Annotated in this window: 15 protein-coding genes and 1 tRNA gene; 9 read left to right on the forward strand and 7 right to left on the reverse strand. The window is 70.1% G+C overall.

From position 1 onward, the window contains the following. Nucleotides 1-169 precede the first annotated feature (169 nt). On the reverse strand, nucleotides 170-751 hold the full coding sequence (locus NGF19_RS22910) for a TMEM165/GDT1 family protein (RefSeq protein ID WP_252427056.1): 582 nt from the start codon (nucleotides 749-751) through the stop codon (nucleotides 170-172). 402 nt (nucleotides 752-1,153) lie between these two features. On the opposite strand from NGF19_RS22910, the gene NGF19_RS22915 reads away from it, so the two are divergent. The 3 genes from NGF19_RS22915 (at nucleotide 1,154) to NGF19_RS22925 (ending at nucleotide 3,692) form a co-directional block, all read left to right on the forward strand. Further along, nucleotides 1,154-1,798 carry an HNH endonuclease family protein gene (locus NGF19_RS22915; RefSeq protein ID WP_252427057.1) on the forward strand — a complete coding sequence of 215 codons (645 nt, stop codon included), beginning with the start codon at nucleotides 1,154-1,156 and terminating at the stop codon, nucleotides 1,796-1,798. A gap of 243 nt (nucleotides 1,799-2,041) precedes the next feature. Then, on the forward strand, nucleotides 2,042-2,650 hold the full coding sequence (locus NGF19_RS22920; RefSeq protein WP_252427058.1) for a DedA family protein: 609 nt from the start codon (nucleotides 2,042-2,044) through the stop codon (nucleotides 2,648-2,650). Nucleotides 2,651-2,792: 142 nt separating this feature from the next. Then, nucleotides 2,793-3,692 carry a ketopantoate reductase family protein gene (locus NGF19_RS22925; protein ID WP_252427059.1) on the forward strand — a complete coding sequence of 300 codons (900 nt, stop codon included), beginning with the start codon at nucleotides 2,793-2,795 and terminating at the stop codon, nucleotides 3,690-3,692. A gap of 74 nt (nucleotides 3,693-3,766) precedes the next feature. On the opposite strand, the gene NGF19_RS22930 is transcribed toward NGF19_RS22925, so the two are convergent. Then, nucleotides 3,767-4,660, reverse strand: coding sequence for a LysR family transcriptional regulator (locus NGF19_RS22930; RefSeq protein ID WP_252427060.1), 894 nt, complete (start codon nucleotides 4,658-4,660; stop codon nucleotides 3,767-3,769). Nucleotides 4,661-4,768: 108 nt separating this feature from the next. On the opposite strand from NGF19_RS22930, the gene NGF19_RS22935 reads away from it, so the two are divergent. The 3 genes from NGF19_RS22935 (at nucleotide 4,769) to NGF19_RS22945 (ending at nucleotide 6,805) form a co-directional block, all read left to right on the forward strand. Further along, on the forward strand, nucleotides 4,769-5,119 hold the full coding sequence (locus tag NGF19_RS22935; RefSeq protein ID WP_252427062.1) for a DUF8825 domain-containing protein: 351 nt from the start codon (nucleotides 4,769-4,771) through the stop codon (nucleotides 5,117-5,119). 64 nt (nucleotides 5,120-5,183) lie between these two features. Beyond that, entirely contained in the window at nucleotides 5,184-6,140 is a 957-nt protein-coding gene (locus NGF19_RS22940; protein WP_252427064.1) for a DUF8017 domain-containing protein, read from the forward strand. Between the two features lie 215 nt (nucleotides 6,141-6,355). Then, a complete protein-coding gene (locus NGF19_RS22945; RefSeq protein WP_252427065.1) occupies nucleotides 6,356-6,805 on the forward strand; it encodes an MscL family protein in 450 nt (149 codons plus the stop codon). 7 nt (nucleotides 6,806-6,812) lie between these two features. Here NGF19_RS22945 and NGF19_RS22950 read toward each other — a convergent pair whose 3' ends face one another. Beyond that, on the reverse strand, nucleotides 6,813-7,238 hold the full coding sequence (locus NGF19_RS22950) for a DUF6234 family protein (RefSeq protein ID WP_252427066.1): 426 nt from the start codon (nucleotides 7,236-7,238) through the stop codon (nucleotides 6,813-6,815). Nucleotides 7,239-7,286: 48 nt separating this feature from the next. Next, a complete protein-coding gene (locus NGF19_RS22955; protein WP_252427067.1) occupies nucleotides 7,287-8,525 on the reverse strand; it encodes a hypothetical protein in 1,239 nt (412 codons plus the stop codon). Nucleotides 8,526-9,094: 569 nt separating this feature from the next. Here NGF19_RS22955 and NGF19_RS22960 point away from each other — a divergent pair. Continuing rightward, nucleotides 9,095-10,420, forward strand: coding sequence for a YncE family protein (locus NGF19_RS22960; RefSeq protein ID WP_252427068.1), 1,326 nt, complete (start codon nucleotides 9,095-9,097; stop codon nucleotides 10,418-10,420). A 288-nt stretch (nucleotides 10,421-10,708) separates the two neighbouring features. On the opposite strand, the gene NGF19_RS22965 is transcribed toward NGF19_RS22960, so the two are convergent. After that, a tRNA-Val gene (locus tag NGF19_RS22965) sits at nucleotides 10,709-10,783 on the reverse strand. A gap of 266 nt (nucleotides 10,784-11,049) precedes the next feature. On the opposite strand from NGF19_RS22965, the gene NGF19_RS22970 reads away from it, so the two are divergent. Continuing rightward, entirely contained in the window at nucleotides 11,050-11,760 is a 711-nt protein-coding gene (locus tag NGF19_RS22970; RefSeq protein ID WP_308288518.1) for a DUF4097 family beta strand repeat-containing protein, read from the forward strand. Between the two features lie 116 nt (nucleotides 11,761-11,876). Then, entirely contained in the window at nucleotides 11,877-13,265 is a 1,389-nt protein-coding gene (locus NGF19_RS22975) for a hypothetical protein (protein ID WP_252427071.1), read from the forward strand. A gap of 28 nt (nucleotides 13,266-13,293) precedes the next feature. On the opposite strand, the gene NGF19_RS22980 is transcribed toward NGF19_RS22975, so the two are convergent. Further along, entirely contained in the window at nucleotides 13,294-14,445 is a 1,152-nt protein-coding gene (locus NGF19_RS22980; protein WP_252427137.1) for an amidase domain-containing protein, read from the reverse strand. A 174-nt stretch (nucleotides 14,446-14,619) separates the two neighbouring features. Beyond that, nucleotides 14,620-15,918, reverse strand: a complete 1,299-nt coding sequence (locus tag NGF19_RS22985; RefSeq protein ID WP_252427072.1) for a polysaccharide deacetylase family protein — start codon at nucleotides 15,916-15,918, stop codon at nucleotides 14,620-14,622. Nucleotides 15,919-15,938 lie beyond the last annotated feature (20 nt).

Below are 15,938 nucleotides of genomic sequence, written 5' to 3' on the forward strand. Positions count from 1 at the left end.
CCGCCCGCCGGTCAGGGTTGCGGGCGGGAGCCACTTTGTTCCCCCACGATACAAAGCCGCCCCGCATCGCGCCACTGCTCTTCGCTCTGAGCCCCGACCGACCGCGTCAGACCTCACACGCTCACGCGTTCACGCACGCAGGCACTCGCTCGCTCACGCACTCACGCACTCACGCACTCACGGCCTCGTACAGGCTCCACGCACCGAGAACCATCATCACCACCGCAGCGATCTTCGTGATCAGCCGCAGCGGCACCCTCTTCATCAGCGCCTTGCCCCCGACGATGCCGAGGCCCGCGACCGCCCACAGGCCGAGGACGGCACCGAGGCCGACCGACAGGGGGTCGTCGTAACGCGCCGCGAGGTTCGCCGTCATGATCTGGGTGAGGTCACCGAACTCGGCGACCAGGATGAGCATGAAGCCCGCCCCCGACACCTTCCAGAAGCTCTGGTTCTCGGGACGGCGGACCTCCTCCTCTTCCTCGCCCTTGTTCCGCAGCAGCACCGCCGCGCCGCCGAGGAAGAGCAGACCGGTGATCACATGCACGACCTGCTGCGGCAGCAGGGTCAGCACACTGCCCGCCGCGACGGCGAGCACGACATGCAGCAGGAAGGCGGCGGCGACACCGACGAAGACGTACGAGGCGCGGTAGCGCGTACCGAGGACGAGCCCGGCGAGGGCCGTCTTGTCCGGCAGCTCGGCCAGGAAGATGACGCCGAAGACGAGCGCCAGGACGCTGATGCTGATCAAGGTTCCTCAATCGGTCGGGCTGCCCGCCGAGAGTGTGTGACTGCTGCGACACTTCGGCACGGCAGCACACGGGGCACCCATGCCTGCGACATGGGCGTGCACTGCTTGCCGAAGGTCTCGCTGGCGGGATCCATGGACAAGATCCGCCTCCGGGCGCCGGCTCAGACGAGCTGAGCAGTGTGTCGACGGTCCGGCGAAGAGCTACTCCCCTTCTGCGCCGTCCATGGTACGGGACCCCCGACGGACACGACGAGCCCGGAATTCCGGCCCGGACAGCCACAGACCTTGTCATGTCATGTACGCGCCACTAGCGTCTCACCGGACGTACACCCGCAGGTAACACGCCCTGGCGAGCATTCCCTCGCCCGCACCTCAACACCCCTACCCCACAAGGGAGTTCGCATGTCCAAGGTCTACGCGCGTCGACGTCTGAGCATACTGGCAGCGCTCACCGGACTCACGGCCTTCGTCGGCGCCCTCAACGGCCCGACCGCCTCCGCCGCACTCCCGACCCCCATCGCCGCCTCCACCGCGCGTACCTATCTCTCCTCCCTCACGGTCGCCGCCGAGGACCGCACCGGCTACGACCGCAGCCTCTTCCCCCACTGGATCACCATCAGCGGCACCTGCGACACCCGCGAGACGGTCCTCAAGCGCGACGGCTCGAACGTCGTCACCGACTCCGCCTGCGCCTCCACCAGCGGCAGTTGGTACTCCGAGTACGACGGCACCACCCTGACCTCGTCCTCCGGCCTGGACATCGACCATCTCGTCCCGCTCGCCGAGGCCTGGGACTCCGGCGCGAGCACGTGGACCACCGCGCAGCGCCAGGCCTTCGCCAACGACCTGACCCGGCCGCAGCTCATCGCCGTGTCCGCCGGTTCCAACCGCTCCAAGGGCGACAAGGACCCGGCCGAGTGGCTCCCGACCCGGTCCGCGTACGTGTGCACGTACGCCCGCGCGTGGGTGCAGGTGAAGCACTACTACAAGCTCTCCGTCGACACGGCCGAGAAGAGCGCGCTCCAGAGCGCCCTCAAGGGCTGCTGACCGCCGGGAGCTTCTCCGAGATCCCGGCGGCCCCGGCGACCTCGGAGGCTGTCCGAAGTCGCCCGTCGTCCGCCCGGATTGCCGGAACCTCCCCGCTCACCCCCATTCCTCACCCCCGATACCCCACGTGTCGCCGCCACCACGTACGCTGTACGGCTGTCAAAGGCCGTTCCTGCCGCTCCCCCGCGACCACGCGGCATGGCGGTACGCAGCCGCCTGGGGAGTTGGACGGGGGAGTTCCGGGTGCTTGAGATGGTGGGGTCGCTGACCGGCAGCCCCTGGATCTACCCCGTGGTGGCCACGTCGGTCCTGCTGGACGTCTTCCTGCCCCTGCTGCCGAGCGGCATCCTCGTCATCACCGCGGCCACGGCGGCAGCGGCCGGTTCGGCCGTCGCTCATGTACCGGATGTGCTCGGGCTCATCCTGTGCGCGGCGACGGCCTCGGTCCTGGGCGACCTGGTGGCGTACCGCCTGGCCTGGCGCGGTGGCCCCCGCCTCGACCGGGCGATAGCCCGCTCGCGCCGGCTGACGACCGCGCAGGAACGCCTGGGCGCGGCGCTGGCCCGCGGCGGCGGCACGCTGGTGATACTCGCCCGGTTCGCGCCCGCGGGCCGCTCGGTCGTCTCCCTGGGCGCGGGCGCGGCCCGCCGCCGCGTCCGCGAGTTCCTGCCCTGGTCGGCGCTGGCGGGTGTCGCCTGGGCCGGGTACAGCGTGGCCCTCGGCTACTACGGCGGACAGTGGCTGGGCACGAGCTGGCTGGCGACGGGCGTCTCGGTGACGGCCCTGTTCGCGGCGGGCGCGGGCGCGACCTACTTCATGCGCCGCCCGGCGTCCGAGACACCCGAGAAGTAGCCGTCAAGTCACCCTGGAACCCCAGGGTTTCCTTGGGTATCGCCAAGCTCCTCCGAGGATTGACTGGACTGTCGGCCGCTTGTGATCATCGCCGAGGGGGTCCTCGGACCGGGGGACCCTGGTCGAGGATCAGGGACGAGGCATGGCGAACGAGAACCTTACGGTGGCGGTCCTGGGGCCGGGCGGTGTCGGCGGGCTGCTCGCCGGGCTCCTGGCCCGTACCGGGCACCGAGTGATCTGTCTGGCGGGCGACGAGACCGCGCGCACGCTCCGCGACCACGGCATCCGGGTCCGCAGCGGGCACTTCGGCGAGTTCACGGCGCAGGTCGAGGCGGACACGGAGCTGCGCGAGCCGGTCGACATCGTGTTCGTCACGGTCAAGCACACGGCGCTCGACTCCGCGCTGGAGCGCGTACCGGCACAGATGCTGAACGCGGACGCGCTGGTCGTCCCGCTGCTGAACGGCGTGGAGCACCCGGCGGCCCTGCGCGAGCGCTACGGCGCGAACCGGGTGGCGCCCGCCGTGATCCGCGTCGAGTCGACCCGTGTCGCACCCGCGGTGATCGAGCACGGCAGCCCGTTCGTGGAGATCGACCTGACCGGGGACACCGTGGCGCGCGGTGTGCTCGACCGGCTCACCGGGGCCCTGGAGTGGGCCGGGGTGAAGGCCGAGGTCCTGGGCGGGGAGGCGGCGACGCTGTGGGCGAAGATGGCCTTCCTCGCCCCGCTCGCCCTGCTGACGACGCGTTACCAGGTGACGCTCGGCGACCTCCGCACCCGCTACCGCGAGGAGTTGGTGGCCCTGGTGGAGGAGACGGCGGCGGTCGGCCGGGCGAGCGGCGCGGCCACGGACCCGGTGGCGGCCCTCGCGCGCTACGACTCCTTCCCCGCGGAGATGAAGTCGTCGATGCAGCGTGACGCGGAGGCCGGTCGCGCGCTCGAACTCGACGCGATCGGCGGGGCGTTGCTGAGGGCGGCCGAACGGCACGGGGTGCCGGTGCCGGTGGCGACGCGCCTCGTAAGGGAGTTGCTGGACTCCTGAGCCGTCCGAGCCATCCGAGCTGCCTGAGCCGTCCGAGTCGTCCGAGCCGTCTGGTGGTCAGGACGGCCCGGTGATCAGGACGGTGTGTTGTGCCGGGTGACCGTGTCGGCGAAGGCGCGGGCCGACGGGGACAGGGTGTCCCAGCGGCGCACGGCCCAACCGACCGCCAGCGGCGGCAGTTCGGGCACCGGGACGAACCGCAGCCCGGGGCGGTCCTGGGTGCGCCAGCCGGGCAGGTCGGGCACGACCGCGTGGCCGACGCCGAGTTCGGCGAGCAGGATGGCGGTGTCCCAGTCGGCCACACTGGTGTCGGCGGCTGCCGCGGATATACCCAACTCGGCGTAGCTGCTGTCGAGTTGGGTGCGTGAGGTGGAGCCCTCGGGGAGGCCGATGAGCCGCAGCCCGGCCAGGTCGGCCGCGTCGGCCCGCTTCCGTCCGGCGAGTTCGTCGTCGGCGGGGACGGCGAGCACCCAGGGCAGATGGGCGACGGGGCGCTGCTCGACGCCGCGTACGGGCGCGCCGAGGGTCACCCAGGCGAGGTCGATCTCGGGCTCCCGCAGCGCGTCGAAGCAGCTCCGGCTCGAGCTCCCGGTCCTGAACTCCAGGCTGACGCCGGGGTGTTCGCGCCGGAACTCGGCCACCGCCGCGGCCATGAAGTGCCGCACGGTGACACTGCCGGTGGCGATCCGCACGACGCCGCCGTCGCCCCGGGCGATCTCCGCCAGTCTGCGCAGGGCCAGGTCGAGCCCGGACATCCCCTCCTCGGCGGCTTGCTGGAGCACGCGCCCGGCGCGGGTGGGCACGACCCCGCGCGACTGCCGCTCCACCAGGTCGACACCCACCTCCCGCTCCAGCCGCCGTACGTGCTGACTGACGGCCGACTGGGTACAGCCCAGCTCGCGGGCCACGGCGCTGAGGCTGCCGGCCCGGCAGACGGCGACATAGACGCGGAGATCATCGAGGGTCATGGTGATCAAGGTAGCCGCCGGGTGGGGCGGGGCGCCGGGATACGGCCGATCGAGTGAAGCGCACGGAGTGACTCGCATCGGAAAATCGAACAGACGTAGCATTGCCGCGTGGCTGCGACGTATGACTTCCCGAGTGATCTCCTCGCCGGTCAGGAGGAGCTGCATCAGGTCCGGGCCGAGCTTCTGGCCCTGCTGAAGCGGCTCCCCTGGTCGGTGGAGCCGCTGGACGGCTTCACCGACGACACCGGCTGGCGCAAGGTGGAGCGCCCCGCCTCCCCGGGCTGGACCGAGGACGAGCAGCGCGAGGTGGAGAAGCTCCGTCGGCGCGAGCGGGAGCTGGCGGTGTTCGTGTCCTGCCATCGCTTCTGGGCGGAGGTGACGACCGAGGACACGGTGGATGCGCGTATGCGCTTGAAGCACGTCCACCACGTCCACGAGGAGCCGTCGCCGGAGACATGACCGTGGCGAGCCGGAGACACCGTGGCGATCTCCGTTGTCATGTCCTCCCTTAGGGTTGCTGCCCATGTGGCCAGGACAGCAGCCGCCCGGGGGCGAGCAGAACCCGCAGCACCAGAACCCCTATCAGCAGCCGGGGTACCAGCAACCCAACCCGTACCAGCAGCCGTATCCCCCTCAGACGCAGGGGCAGCCGCAGTGGGGTGCGCCGACGGGGGCGCCGCAGCCTCCGAGCGGCGGGGGCGGCGGGAACCGTACGAAGATCATCGCGATCGTCGCGGCCACGGCCGTGGTGGTGGCCGCGGGCGTCACCGGCTTCCTGCTCCTCGGCGGGGACGAGGACGCCAAGGCGTCGGCCGACGCGTCGCCGAGCGCGACGGCCTCCGCGTCCTCGTCGGACGAGCCCTCGCGCGGTACGGAGTCCGACAAGCCGACCGTCCCGGGCTGGAAGGTCGTCGTCGTCCCCAAGCGGGGCATCGCCTACGACGTCCCGGCGGACTGGGAGGTGTCGTCCCCGGGCACCGCCGTCGGCTTCACGGACGACAAGACCGGCAAGCCCATCGCCTATATGTCAGGCATCGCCGAGTACCAGTCGAAGTGGTGCACGTCCGACGACGACATGGACGGCCGCACGGAGGACACGTCCCTGGCCATGACCGGCGCCAAGGGTGCCAAGGGCGCCAAGAACACCGACGAGGTGGCGGTGAACACCGTGGGCTGGTGGGTCTACGGCGCCTACACCCAGCCGGACAAGAAGAGCCTCCACATCGGCAAGGCCGAGCCCTACACGACCGCCACGGGGATCAAGGGCAGCATCGCCTGGGCCTGGTCGACCGACACGCCCCGGAAGGGCAAGTGCGAGACCGACGGCAAGGCCGTGTCCTTCGGCTTCAAGAACTCGGCCGGTGACTACGTGTCCTGGAACTTCCTCGGCGTCCAGGGGGTCGGCGAGGAGGTCCCCAAGGCCACCGTCATGAAGATCCTCAGCACGGTCCGGCTCCAGGGCGAACCGACGGCGTCGTAGGACCGCGGGCCCGGACGACCGGGAACGACCGGGAACGACCAAGGCGGGTCCAGGCCTTCGGGTGTCCACTCGAAGACCTGGACCTGAGTCATTCATTCACTTCGGCAGCCGGGGGAAGAGTACGTCCACTGTCCGTGCCGTACCGGTTTGAGCTGATCACGGAATGTAGCGTGCTGCCCGGTCCCGACCGGGGACCCTGTCGCAAGGAGCCGGGAATGCTCAAGGGTTTCAAGAACTTCCTGATGCGCGGCGATGTCATCGTCGTAGCCGTGGGCCTCATCGTCGCCTTGGCCTTCAGCACCCTGATCAAGTCCTTCACCGATTCCGTGATCAACCCCATCATCGCGCGCGCTCAGGGCGGCCGTTCCGTCGGACTGGGCTGGCAACTCGGTCAAGCGGGCAACCGGGCCACGTTCCTCGACATCGGCTCCTTCATCTCCGCGCTCATCTACTTCCTCACCTTCATGGCCGTCGTCTACTTCCTCATCGTCGTGCCGTACAAGCACTATTCGGCACGGCGCGGCGTAACGGTCTTCGAAGAGCAGGGGCCCGTCAAGACCTGCCCTGCCTGCCTGTCCGAGGACCTGCCGGCCGCCGCGGTCAAATGCCGCCACTGCGGCACCGACGGCCAACAGCCGATGCCGACCGGGGCACCACGGCCCTGACCACTGCTCAGCCGTCGTCCTTGCAGCCCACCGCTGTCGGTACGTCGCGGCATCGCTGATCCTGGTACGACTGAAGCTCGACCCCGCCGAAGACGATGAGGCAGGTCAGGGCGGCCATGACAGCTTGGGTGACCACTGTCACCACGGCCCCGGCCCAGGCGGCTGCCGCGGCTGCCGCGGCTGCCGCGATGGCGAGGAGGCCGACTCCGCCGACAGCGGCCAGGTAGTTCCACAACGAGTCGGGCGGGACGGTCTTCGCGGAGTCGAGGTCGACCCCGGACAGGAACCAGAGCCCGAAGATCACCGCCAGGGCGATCAGTTCCAGGACCACGAGACCACACCCTGCTCCGATATCGGCACCCCGGTCCGTACGGCGCCGCTGTCCGGGGCCGGTGGTGGCGTCGAAGGCCGGAGGAGCGACGGGCAGGTCCATACGCGCCACCCTGCCCGCACCTGCGAGGAGACGCATGAGTACGGGTACTCAGCTCCGCACCACAGAGGTCCCGTCCTCGGTCACGAGTGTCGCGAGGAGCGCGTAGTACTGCGAGGTACGGCTCTCGAAGTCCGTGCGCGCGGCCAGGCCGGCCGCCATGTCGTCCGGCATGCGCAGCAGGTCGACAGATGCCTGTGCGAACCTCTGGCGCGCCTCCCTCTGCTCGGCCTCGGCCAGCAGGGCGCGCAGCTCGATGACGGCGGCACGGGAGACAGCGCGAAGCTCCGGGCCCGCACGCAGCATGGAGCGGTATCCGGCGGCGGGTTCGGCGGCGGCGAGAAGCGGCTCCAGCTTCCCGGCGAGTACCTTGCCGCCCGTCGCGGCCCGGCGGGCCTCGGGGCCCGCCTCGATGAGCACCCGCAGCCCGGTGAGCAGGGCGATGGTCTGCGGCCCGTGGTCGTCGGGATCGATTCGCACCGGCGCCGTGGCCTCGATGTCCTTCAGGACACTGCGGGCAGCGGCGAACACCCGCTCGGCGGTGGGGCGTTCCACACCCCGGTGCCCCAACCCCAGTACCCCGGCGTCGAGTACGTCACCGACCGTCCGGACGCCTGCCGCCTCCACATCCCGCGCCGCGCGGCGACCCGCGCCCTTCCAGCGGAGTCGAGTGAGCGGTGTCCGGGCCAGTTCCGTGTCGATCTGTTCTCGGCGCACAGCGGTCCACGCCTCCTGTACGACGGCGACGACGCGCGCGTAGTCCCTCGTCACCAGATCCGCGGCCTCGTACAGCTTCCGGGCGCGGGCCACGGACCGCGGGCGCACCCCGTAGACCCGGGCGGTGGCGCGGACGTTCCCGCCGACCAGACCGATGGCGGTCAGGAGCAGCCCGATGACACCAAGGGCATCGGACAGGGCATAAGGGTTGTCCCCGGCGTCCTCGGTGTCCCCGTCCAGCGAGGACGGCTCCAACTCGCCCTTGTCCGGGCCTTCGGCGATGACGAAACCGGTCTCCCAGCCGTACCCGTTCTCCTCGTCGTAGTACGGCGCCTTGAGGAGCTGCGAGCGGTCAGGGTCGCAGTGGTACGCGGCCTCCCGCCGACGCCCGTTGCCGTCGAAGGGGTCCGTCCAGCGAACGGTGCACGTGCCGTCGGGCTTCTCGTCGATCACGGTGAGGTCGATCTGTTGCGCGTCGGGATAGCCAGGCGTCAGTGCGTAGAGGGCGGCCGACCAAGCCACCAGCACCACGCCGAGCGTCACTACCCAGCGGAAGAACGGCCGATGCCGCATACGGATTCCCCCTCACGCCCTGCCCACCGCCCTCCCGCCGGCGCGCCGTGTCCCACCCCGCCCCACCCCGGCTGACGCACAGTCTCCGCGCTGCCGGACCACCCTTCAATGCCACATCCCTGCAGCCGTCCCCACCCTCGGCTTTCCGGATCCCGGCATCAACGCATCAGCGGGGGCGGGCGTGATCAAGGCCCAGGCCTTCGGGTGTCCACCCGCAGTCAGCCACGACCGCGGGTGCGCCGACCGACCAGGCGCGCGTGCTCGCTGCACCCTCACCGGCCCCGGCCACGCTTTCCCCGTCGTCGACCAGTGCGAGCCGCGACGGCCGGCCCATGACGATGGCGGGAGCTCTCAGCTTGGGAGGAAGGGCAGTCGTCGTCGGCGCCTGCGACCTTCAAGGGTCGGCTTCGCCGACGGGCTGCAACATCCTCGGCTGTTGCAGCCGTCTGTAGCCGGAGACCTCGGACAACTCCCGTTCTGTGAAACGGCGTTGTCAGAGGCATGCCGTACGGTCCGTGCGTTGACCAGTTATCACTGGTCATTTCCATCTGCACGAAAGGGCAGCAGACTTGCGCACTCGAAGCCTCATAGCGCAGACAGCACTGGCGGCCGTGTTCGGCTCCGCCGCACTGATCGGCGGCACGGCTGTCCCGGCCGCCGCGGACAGCAGCATCGCACTTCCCAGTACCTCGTACCGGGACATCGTGGTCGACGACGTTCACGACCACGTCTTCATCAGCGACCCGGACGGCAGCAGCGTCGTCGTCACCGACTACGCGGGCCAGGTCGTGAAGCAGATCACCTCGGAGAACGGAGCCGCAGGACTCGCCGTATCGGCGGACTCCAGCACGGTGTACGTCGCGCTCCCGTCCGCCGACGCCATATCCGAGATCGACACCAGGACGCTGGCGGAGACCGACCGCTACCAGACGGGCGCGGGCACATCGCCCCGGAGCCTGGCGCTGGCGGGCGGAAAGATCTGGTTTGGCTATGCGGCTGACGGCCGCGGGGGGATCGGCTCGCTCGAGCTCTCCGGAGCCGACCCGGTCGTCACGCTGGGCCAGTCCACCGGCTGGTACTACGCGCCGACGCTCGCTTCCTCGCCGGCCGACCCGAACGTGTTGGTGGCGGGTCAGCAGGATCTCAGCCCGGCCACCCTCGCGATCTACGAGGTGGGTTCAAGCGGTCTGCAGCAGCAGGTGAAGCGCACGTTCTACGACAGCCCGGTCCTGTCCGACCTGAGTGATTTCGCCGTGACGCCCGACGGCCAGGACATCGTCGCGGCGTTCGGCTCCCCCTACCGCCACCAGGTCCTCAGCGCCACCGACCTGTCGGTGAAGGGCAGCTACCCCACCGACTCCTACCCCAATGGGGTGGCCATCGCCGCCGGCGGCACGGTTGCGGCAGGTGGGAACGGTTCCCTGATGTACGTCTTCCGCTCCGGCGCCAGCACCTCGCTGCGCACCTACTCCCCGGGCCGCCAGTTTCCCGCCGGACTTGCCTGGGCACCGGACGACAACCGGCTCTTCTCTGTGACCGGCGACTACCTCGGCGCCCATCCGACCCTGCATGTGCTGGTCGACGCGGGCAAGGCGGAGAGTTCCCTCACCCTTCAGGCACCGTCGACGGCCGTCAAGGCCAAGGAGCTGACCGTCACGGGCACCCTCAGCGCCAACGACCCGTTCGCGAGCGGTACCACCGTCGAGGTGACGCGCACCGACGCCAAGTCGCCGGGCGGCGTGTCCATCGGCGGCGCCGCCGTCGCGGCGGACGGGAGCTTCCAGTTCACCGACCGGCCGCGCGAGGTCGGCCAGGTCACCTACACCGTCCGCTACTTGGGCGATGACCGGCACACCGCCGCGACCGCTCAGGCCACCATCGAGGTCACCAAGTAGTACCTCCGCGGTACTCCGGTCCGAGGTCCCCGAGACGCCCAGGCGCCCCAAGACCTCGGACAGGGGTTTCAAGCTTTGCGAAATGGTCGACCACCGCCCTCGCCGCGACCGGCGGCGCCACCACGCGTGAGCTGATGCACCGCATGGGGCACTCGTCGGTGCGGGCCGCGCTGATCTACCAGCATCTCGTGAACGGCCGTGACCACCAGATTGAACGGCCGGGAACGATCAAGGCCCAGATTTTCGGGTAACCACCCGCTGACCTGGGCCTTGTTCTCGTCCTGGGACTGGTGGGCGCGGACGGTTTCGAACCGCCGACATCCGCCTTGTAAGGGCGGCGCTCTACCGCTGAGCTACGCGCCCAGGATGAGTCGACAGACTACATGGCTCGGGTGTGTGTCATGCAAACCCGGCCCCGGTCCGCTCCCGGAGCGGGGGTTATCCCCACCCCGGGTCCGGGAGCGGGCCGGATTCTCTGCCTGGACCCCGGTCTCTACGGTCGAAGGGCAGGGTTCGGCAGGGTGATCAGCTCTCTTGGGGGAAACGACATGGCTCGTACGGCGGCGCGAAGTGGACGTACTCGGCGGGCGCGGGGTGGCCGGGTCGTCGCCGCGACCGGCGTTGTCGGGGTGCTTCTCGCCACCACCGCCGCGTGCGGGAGCGCGGCCGACGACAAGCATCCGGATCACCGGGCCTTCGCCGTGCACGGCCGTACCCTCACGGTCGACTCCGACTCCTCGGCTCTGGAGATCGTCCCGGCCGAGGGCGACCAGGTGAAGGTCACGCGGTGGTTCCACGGCACGGCCCTGATCGGCAAGGACCCCCGGGCGACCTGGTCCGTGCGGGGCGACCGGCTCGTGCTGCGGGTGAAGTGCGCGGGGCTGATCGCGGACTGCTCCGCCCGGCACCGGATCGAGGTGCCGCGCGGGATCGGCGTCACGGTCGAGGACCACAACGGGAGCGTGCGGGCGCAAGGCATCAAGGGCGAGCTGAGCATCCGTACGAGCAACGGCTCGGTGCGGGTGACCGATTCCACCGGGGCGCTGACGCTGAAGAGCAACAACGGCTCGGTCCGCGCGACGGGCGTGGGCTCGCGGCGCGTGCACGCCGAGACGCACAACGGCCCGGTCCACCTCGAACTCGCCGCCGCGCCCGAACTGGTGGAGGCGGCCAGCCGCAACGGGTCGGTGTCGATCACGGTGCCCCGGACCGGCTACCGCGTGACCACCGACAGCCACAACGGCTCGGTCCATGTGTCCGTCCCCCGCGACGCGCACAGTTCCCATGCGGTGCGGGCGCGGACGAGCAACGGGTCGATCAACGTGCGGACCGCGGACTAGGCGTACGGGGCTGGGGCATACAGGCCGGTCACATCGCTGAACCGACCACCCCGTGTGTTCGTCCTCTACCGGTGGGAGAATGAACCCGGCAGGGCGAACGACCACGGGAGAGGGAAGTGACGGCGACACCACCGCAGTCGTACCCACCGCTTGCGCCATGCGCGGACCGTCACCGTCCCCCGTCGACCCCCGTCCGCGACAGCCTCGCCCTGCTCGCCCTCCCGGCGCTCGCCGTCCTTCTCCTCCCCGCGGTCTTCGCCTCGGGCGGGACACGGCGGTGGTTCGGGGGGCGGGCCGAGGGACAGCGCGCGCAGGCGCAGGCCGCGAAGGACTCCGCCGCGGCGGCGTTCTACGAGCTGGACACGGCCCAGCGCGATCTCCGGATCTCGATCGAGACGATCACCGCCGTCGACGACTCCCCGGCCGCACGCCGCGCGATCGCCGACTTCGAGGCGCTCGGGCAGCGCATAGACGAGGTCAGCCACCAGTACATCCAGGCCGTGGACGCGCACGACCTCGACCGGGTCGACCTCGAAGCGTCCGCGGCCTCCCGCGCCCGCGCCGAACTCACCGCCGCACAGGACGAACTCGTCCGTGTGAAGCGTGAGTTGGATCGTTACGCCGAGGGGCTCGGGCCGCTGCTCGGCAAGGCCGAGACCCAGCTCGCCCGGCTCGCCCCGGCCGTGGTGCGGGCCCGCCAGGCCCTGCTCGCCGCCAGCAACGCCCTGGACCACGCGCGGGGGGCCGGGCTCACGGCCGACGACCTCGCCGCGCGGCTGGCCGCCCTGGCCCCCGAGCTGACCAAGCTCAACCAGGGCGCGGGACAGTACGGCGTACCGCAGACCCTGGAGCGCGCCGAGCGGGTCGCGCGGGAGGCCGAGGCCGTGCGCGCGGAGGCGGCGCGGCTGCCCGAGCGGGCCGCGGAGATCGACAACCGGCTGGTGTCCCTGCGGACGCGCGCGCAGGCGCTCACCACCCGCGCCGGTCAGGTGGAGCCCGTCCTGAGCGAGCTGCGGCGCCGGTTCTCGGCCGCCTGCTGGCAGGACCTGCAGCACGTGCCGGAGCGGGCCGCCGAGGCGGTGGCGCAGGCCGAGCTGAAGCTGACGCAGGCGCGGGCCGCGCGCGACGCCCAGCGCTGGCCGGACGCGACCTCGCTGCTGTCCACGGCGCGGGCGCTGCTGAACACCACGGACGAGGCGGTGTCCGCGGCCGGTGACCGGCTGCGGCGGCTCAACGCCGTGCAGAAGGATCCGCAGGCGGAGATCGAGCGGACGCGGTTCGCGATCCGGGACGCGCAGCGGCTGGCCATGACGGGGCGTACGGCTCCCGATCCGCGCCACGCCCGCCCGCTGGACGACTCCGTGGCCCGGCTCGACCGTGCGATCGCCACGCTGGAGGGCCGCCACCCGGACTACTGGCACTTCCTGACCGAGACGGAGGCGGTGCGGGAGACCGTCGCGCGCGTGGTCACCGGAATCAGGGAGGAGCGGGGAGCCGGACACTGAAGCCCGGTCCCCGCTCCGAAGGGTCCGCTCAGGTGCGGTAGGCGTAGTACGCCGCGGTCGGGTACGACGCGATGATGCTCGCCACCGACCTGTTGTAGGTGTTGGTGGAGTGGTACGTCAGATACGGCACTCCCTGCGCGCTGCGGGAGGTGACGATCATGGAGTGGTCCTTGGACCCGTCCTTGTCGAAGTCCATCTGCAGCACGTCGCCCACGTCCATCTGGTAGACGTTGGCGAGGCTGGTGACCCGCTTCGAGGACAGGGCGAACCACGAGAACTCGTTGACGCCGACGAACGAGTCCGACTGCAGCTCGGAGTTGCCGAACCACTTGTGCCAGTCGTACGTGTAGCCGGGGACGTGCGCCCAGCCGCCCGCCTTCAGGGCCTGGCTGACGAAGTTGGTGCAGTCACCGCCGGCCCCGTGCCCGCTGAAGTCGGGGTACTCCGCGTTGTAGTTGTTCCAGTACTTCTGCGCGTACGCGGCCATGGCCTTGTAGTCGTAGCCGCTCGCGGAGAAGTTCTTCGGGTCGGCCGGCGCGGGCTGGGTGGTGGCCGAGCGCGTCGCGTCGGGCGGGCTGTCGTCGTCGCCGGTCTGCGGCGGGGTCGCGGCCGGCGGCTCGGCCGGCTGGTTCACCGCGAGGTAGCCGTCGTCGGTGTCGCGGATGCCGGTGAGCTGCCAGTTGCCCTGCCGGTCGGCCTTGAAGGTCAGCTCGTGGTGGGCCTGGAAGCCGGTGTTCTTCGGCTCGGTGCCCTTGACCTTCTCGTACGTCAGCGTCGTCGTCTCCGTGACGTCGACCTTGGCGTTGCGGCCCTTGACCCGGGTGGCGTTCAGCGTGACGCTCGTCGTGGCCGCGCTGTACCTCTCGCCCAGCTTCTGCAGGCGGGACTTGCGGCTGCGCAGCTCGGAGAGCGCGGAGTCCTCGTGACGCGACTGCGTGCCGGACATCCGCACCTTGCCGGAGAACCCGGACGTCAACGGGTGCCGTCCGTGCCTCCGGTCACCCTTGCCGTCGTCCACCAGGGCGTTCGTACGGTCGGTGAAGACGGCGTCGGCCAGCTTCTGGAAGGTGGCCTTGGTCGCCGCGTCCACGGTGGGATCGTCGACGACGGCCGCTCCCGCGCTCCAGTTGGGCAGCAGTGCCGCGCCGGCGACGACCGACGCGGCGGCTGCCGTGGCTATGGTGACGCGACGCCGCTTACGGCTCAATTTCCGTGATTTCAATGATGTTCCCCTCTACGCCGGTGCTCCGATACCGGGGTCTGGCATCCTTCCACGGCGCGTCTTCCTCCTTTGAAATGGGGGGCCGGGCACGGTACTTGACGGAGCGTCGGATATACTTCGCTCCGCTCCGCGTCACTTGACGACGGTCGACCAGTCCGGGGACTGCGCGGGGTCCAGGGTGCGCAGCCGCTCCAGGGTCTCGGGCTTCTGCACGTCGAGCCAGTCGGCCAACTCCTTGAAGGACACGCACTTGACGTCCTTCTTGCCGCACACGTCCTTCACCATCTGGTCGACGGCCTTCATGTAGATACCGCCGTTCCAGTCCTCGAAGTGGTTGCCGATGAACAGGGGCGCCCGGCTGCCGTAGTAGACCCGGTTGAACCCGGCCTCGTAGGTGTCGACGGTCTCCTGCTGCCACTGCGCGTACTTCGACGGGTCGCCGTCGGTCTCGCCGTCGGACTGGTTGTAGAGGAAGTTGAAGTCCATGGACAGGCCCTGGTACTTGCCGCCCTCGTACGGGAGCATCTGCAGGGGAAAGTCCCAGATGCCGTTCTTCTTCGTCGGCCATATCTGGAAGTCACCCGTGGAGCTGGCGTCGTAGCGCCAGCCGTAACTCTTGGCGGCCTGCAGCAGGTTCTGCTGGCCCTCCAGGCAGGGGGCGCGCCCGCCGACGACCGCCTTCTTGAAGTCGAAGGGCAGCGGGTCGATGTCCGTGAAGCCGGTGTTGGTCTTCCACTTCTCCGCGAAGGAATAGAACTGGTCGATCTCGCTCTTCCACTCCTTCACGCTCCAGTCGCCGCCGCCCTTGGCGTCGCAGAAGTGGCCGTTGAAGTGGGTGCCGATCTCGTTGCCGTCGGTGTACGCCTTGCCCAGTTGCTCCAGCGTGGTGCGGATGTGTTCGTCGGTGGGGTAGCTGATCGCGGCGGCGCCCACCGAGTGCATCGGCGGGTGGTAGAGGTCCTTCTTGCTCTTCGGCAGCAGGTAGATGCCGGTGAGGAAGAAGGTCATATGGGAGTTGTACTGCTGGGCGAGTTCACGGTAGTGCGAGAAGAGGTGGTCGTCGCCCTCCAGGGCGCCGTCCCAGGAGAAGACGACGAACTGGGGCGGCTTCTCACCGGGCTTGAGCGGCTTGGGCTTCAACTGCCCCTTCTGCGGGCCGGTGTACGAGGTGGAGCCGTCCCCGAGGACCTTGACCTTGCCGTCCCACTCGGGCTCCTTGGACGCCTTGGCGGCCGGGCCCTTGGCCTTGTTCGCGCCCGTGTCGGAGGCGGCGACCGGGGTGGTGCTGTCCGATGGCCGCAGGGCGAGGAAGACCGCGGTCAGGGAGGCGACGACGAGGAGGGCCCCCAGGGTGATGAAGCCCTGCCTGCTGCTGAGGCGGGTGGTGCGGGAAGAGCGGGCGCGGCGGCGACGGCCGGTTCTTGCGGTCATGGGCGGCTCGTTCCGGAATG

Source organism: Streptomyces macrolidinus (assembly GCF_023887685.1).
Lineage (GTDB): Bacteria > Actinomycetota > Actinomycetes > Streptomycetales > Streptomycetaceae > Streptomyces > Streptomyces macrolidinus.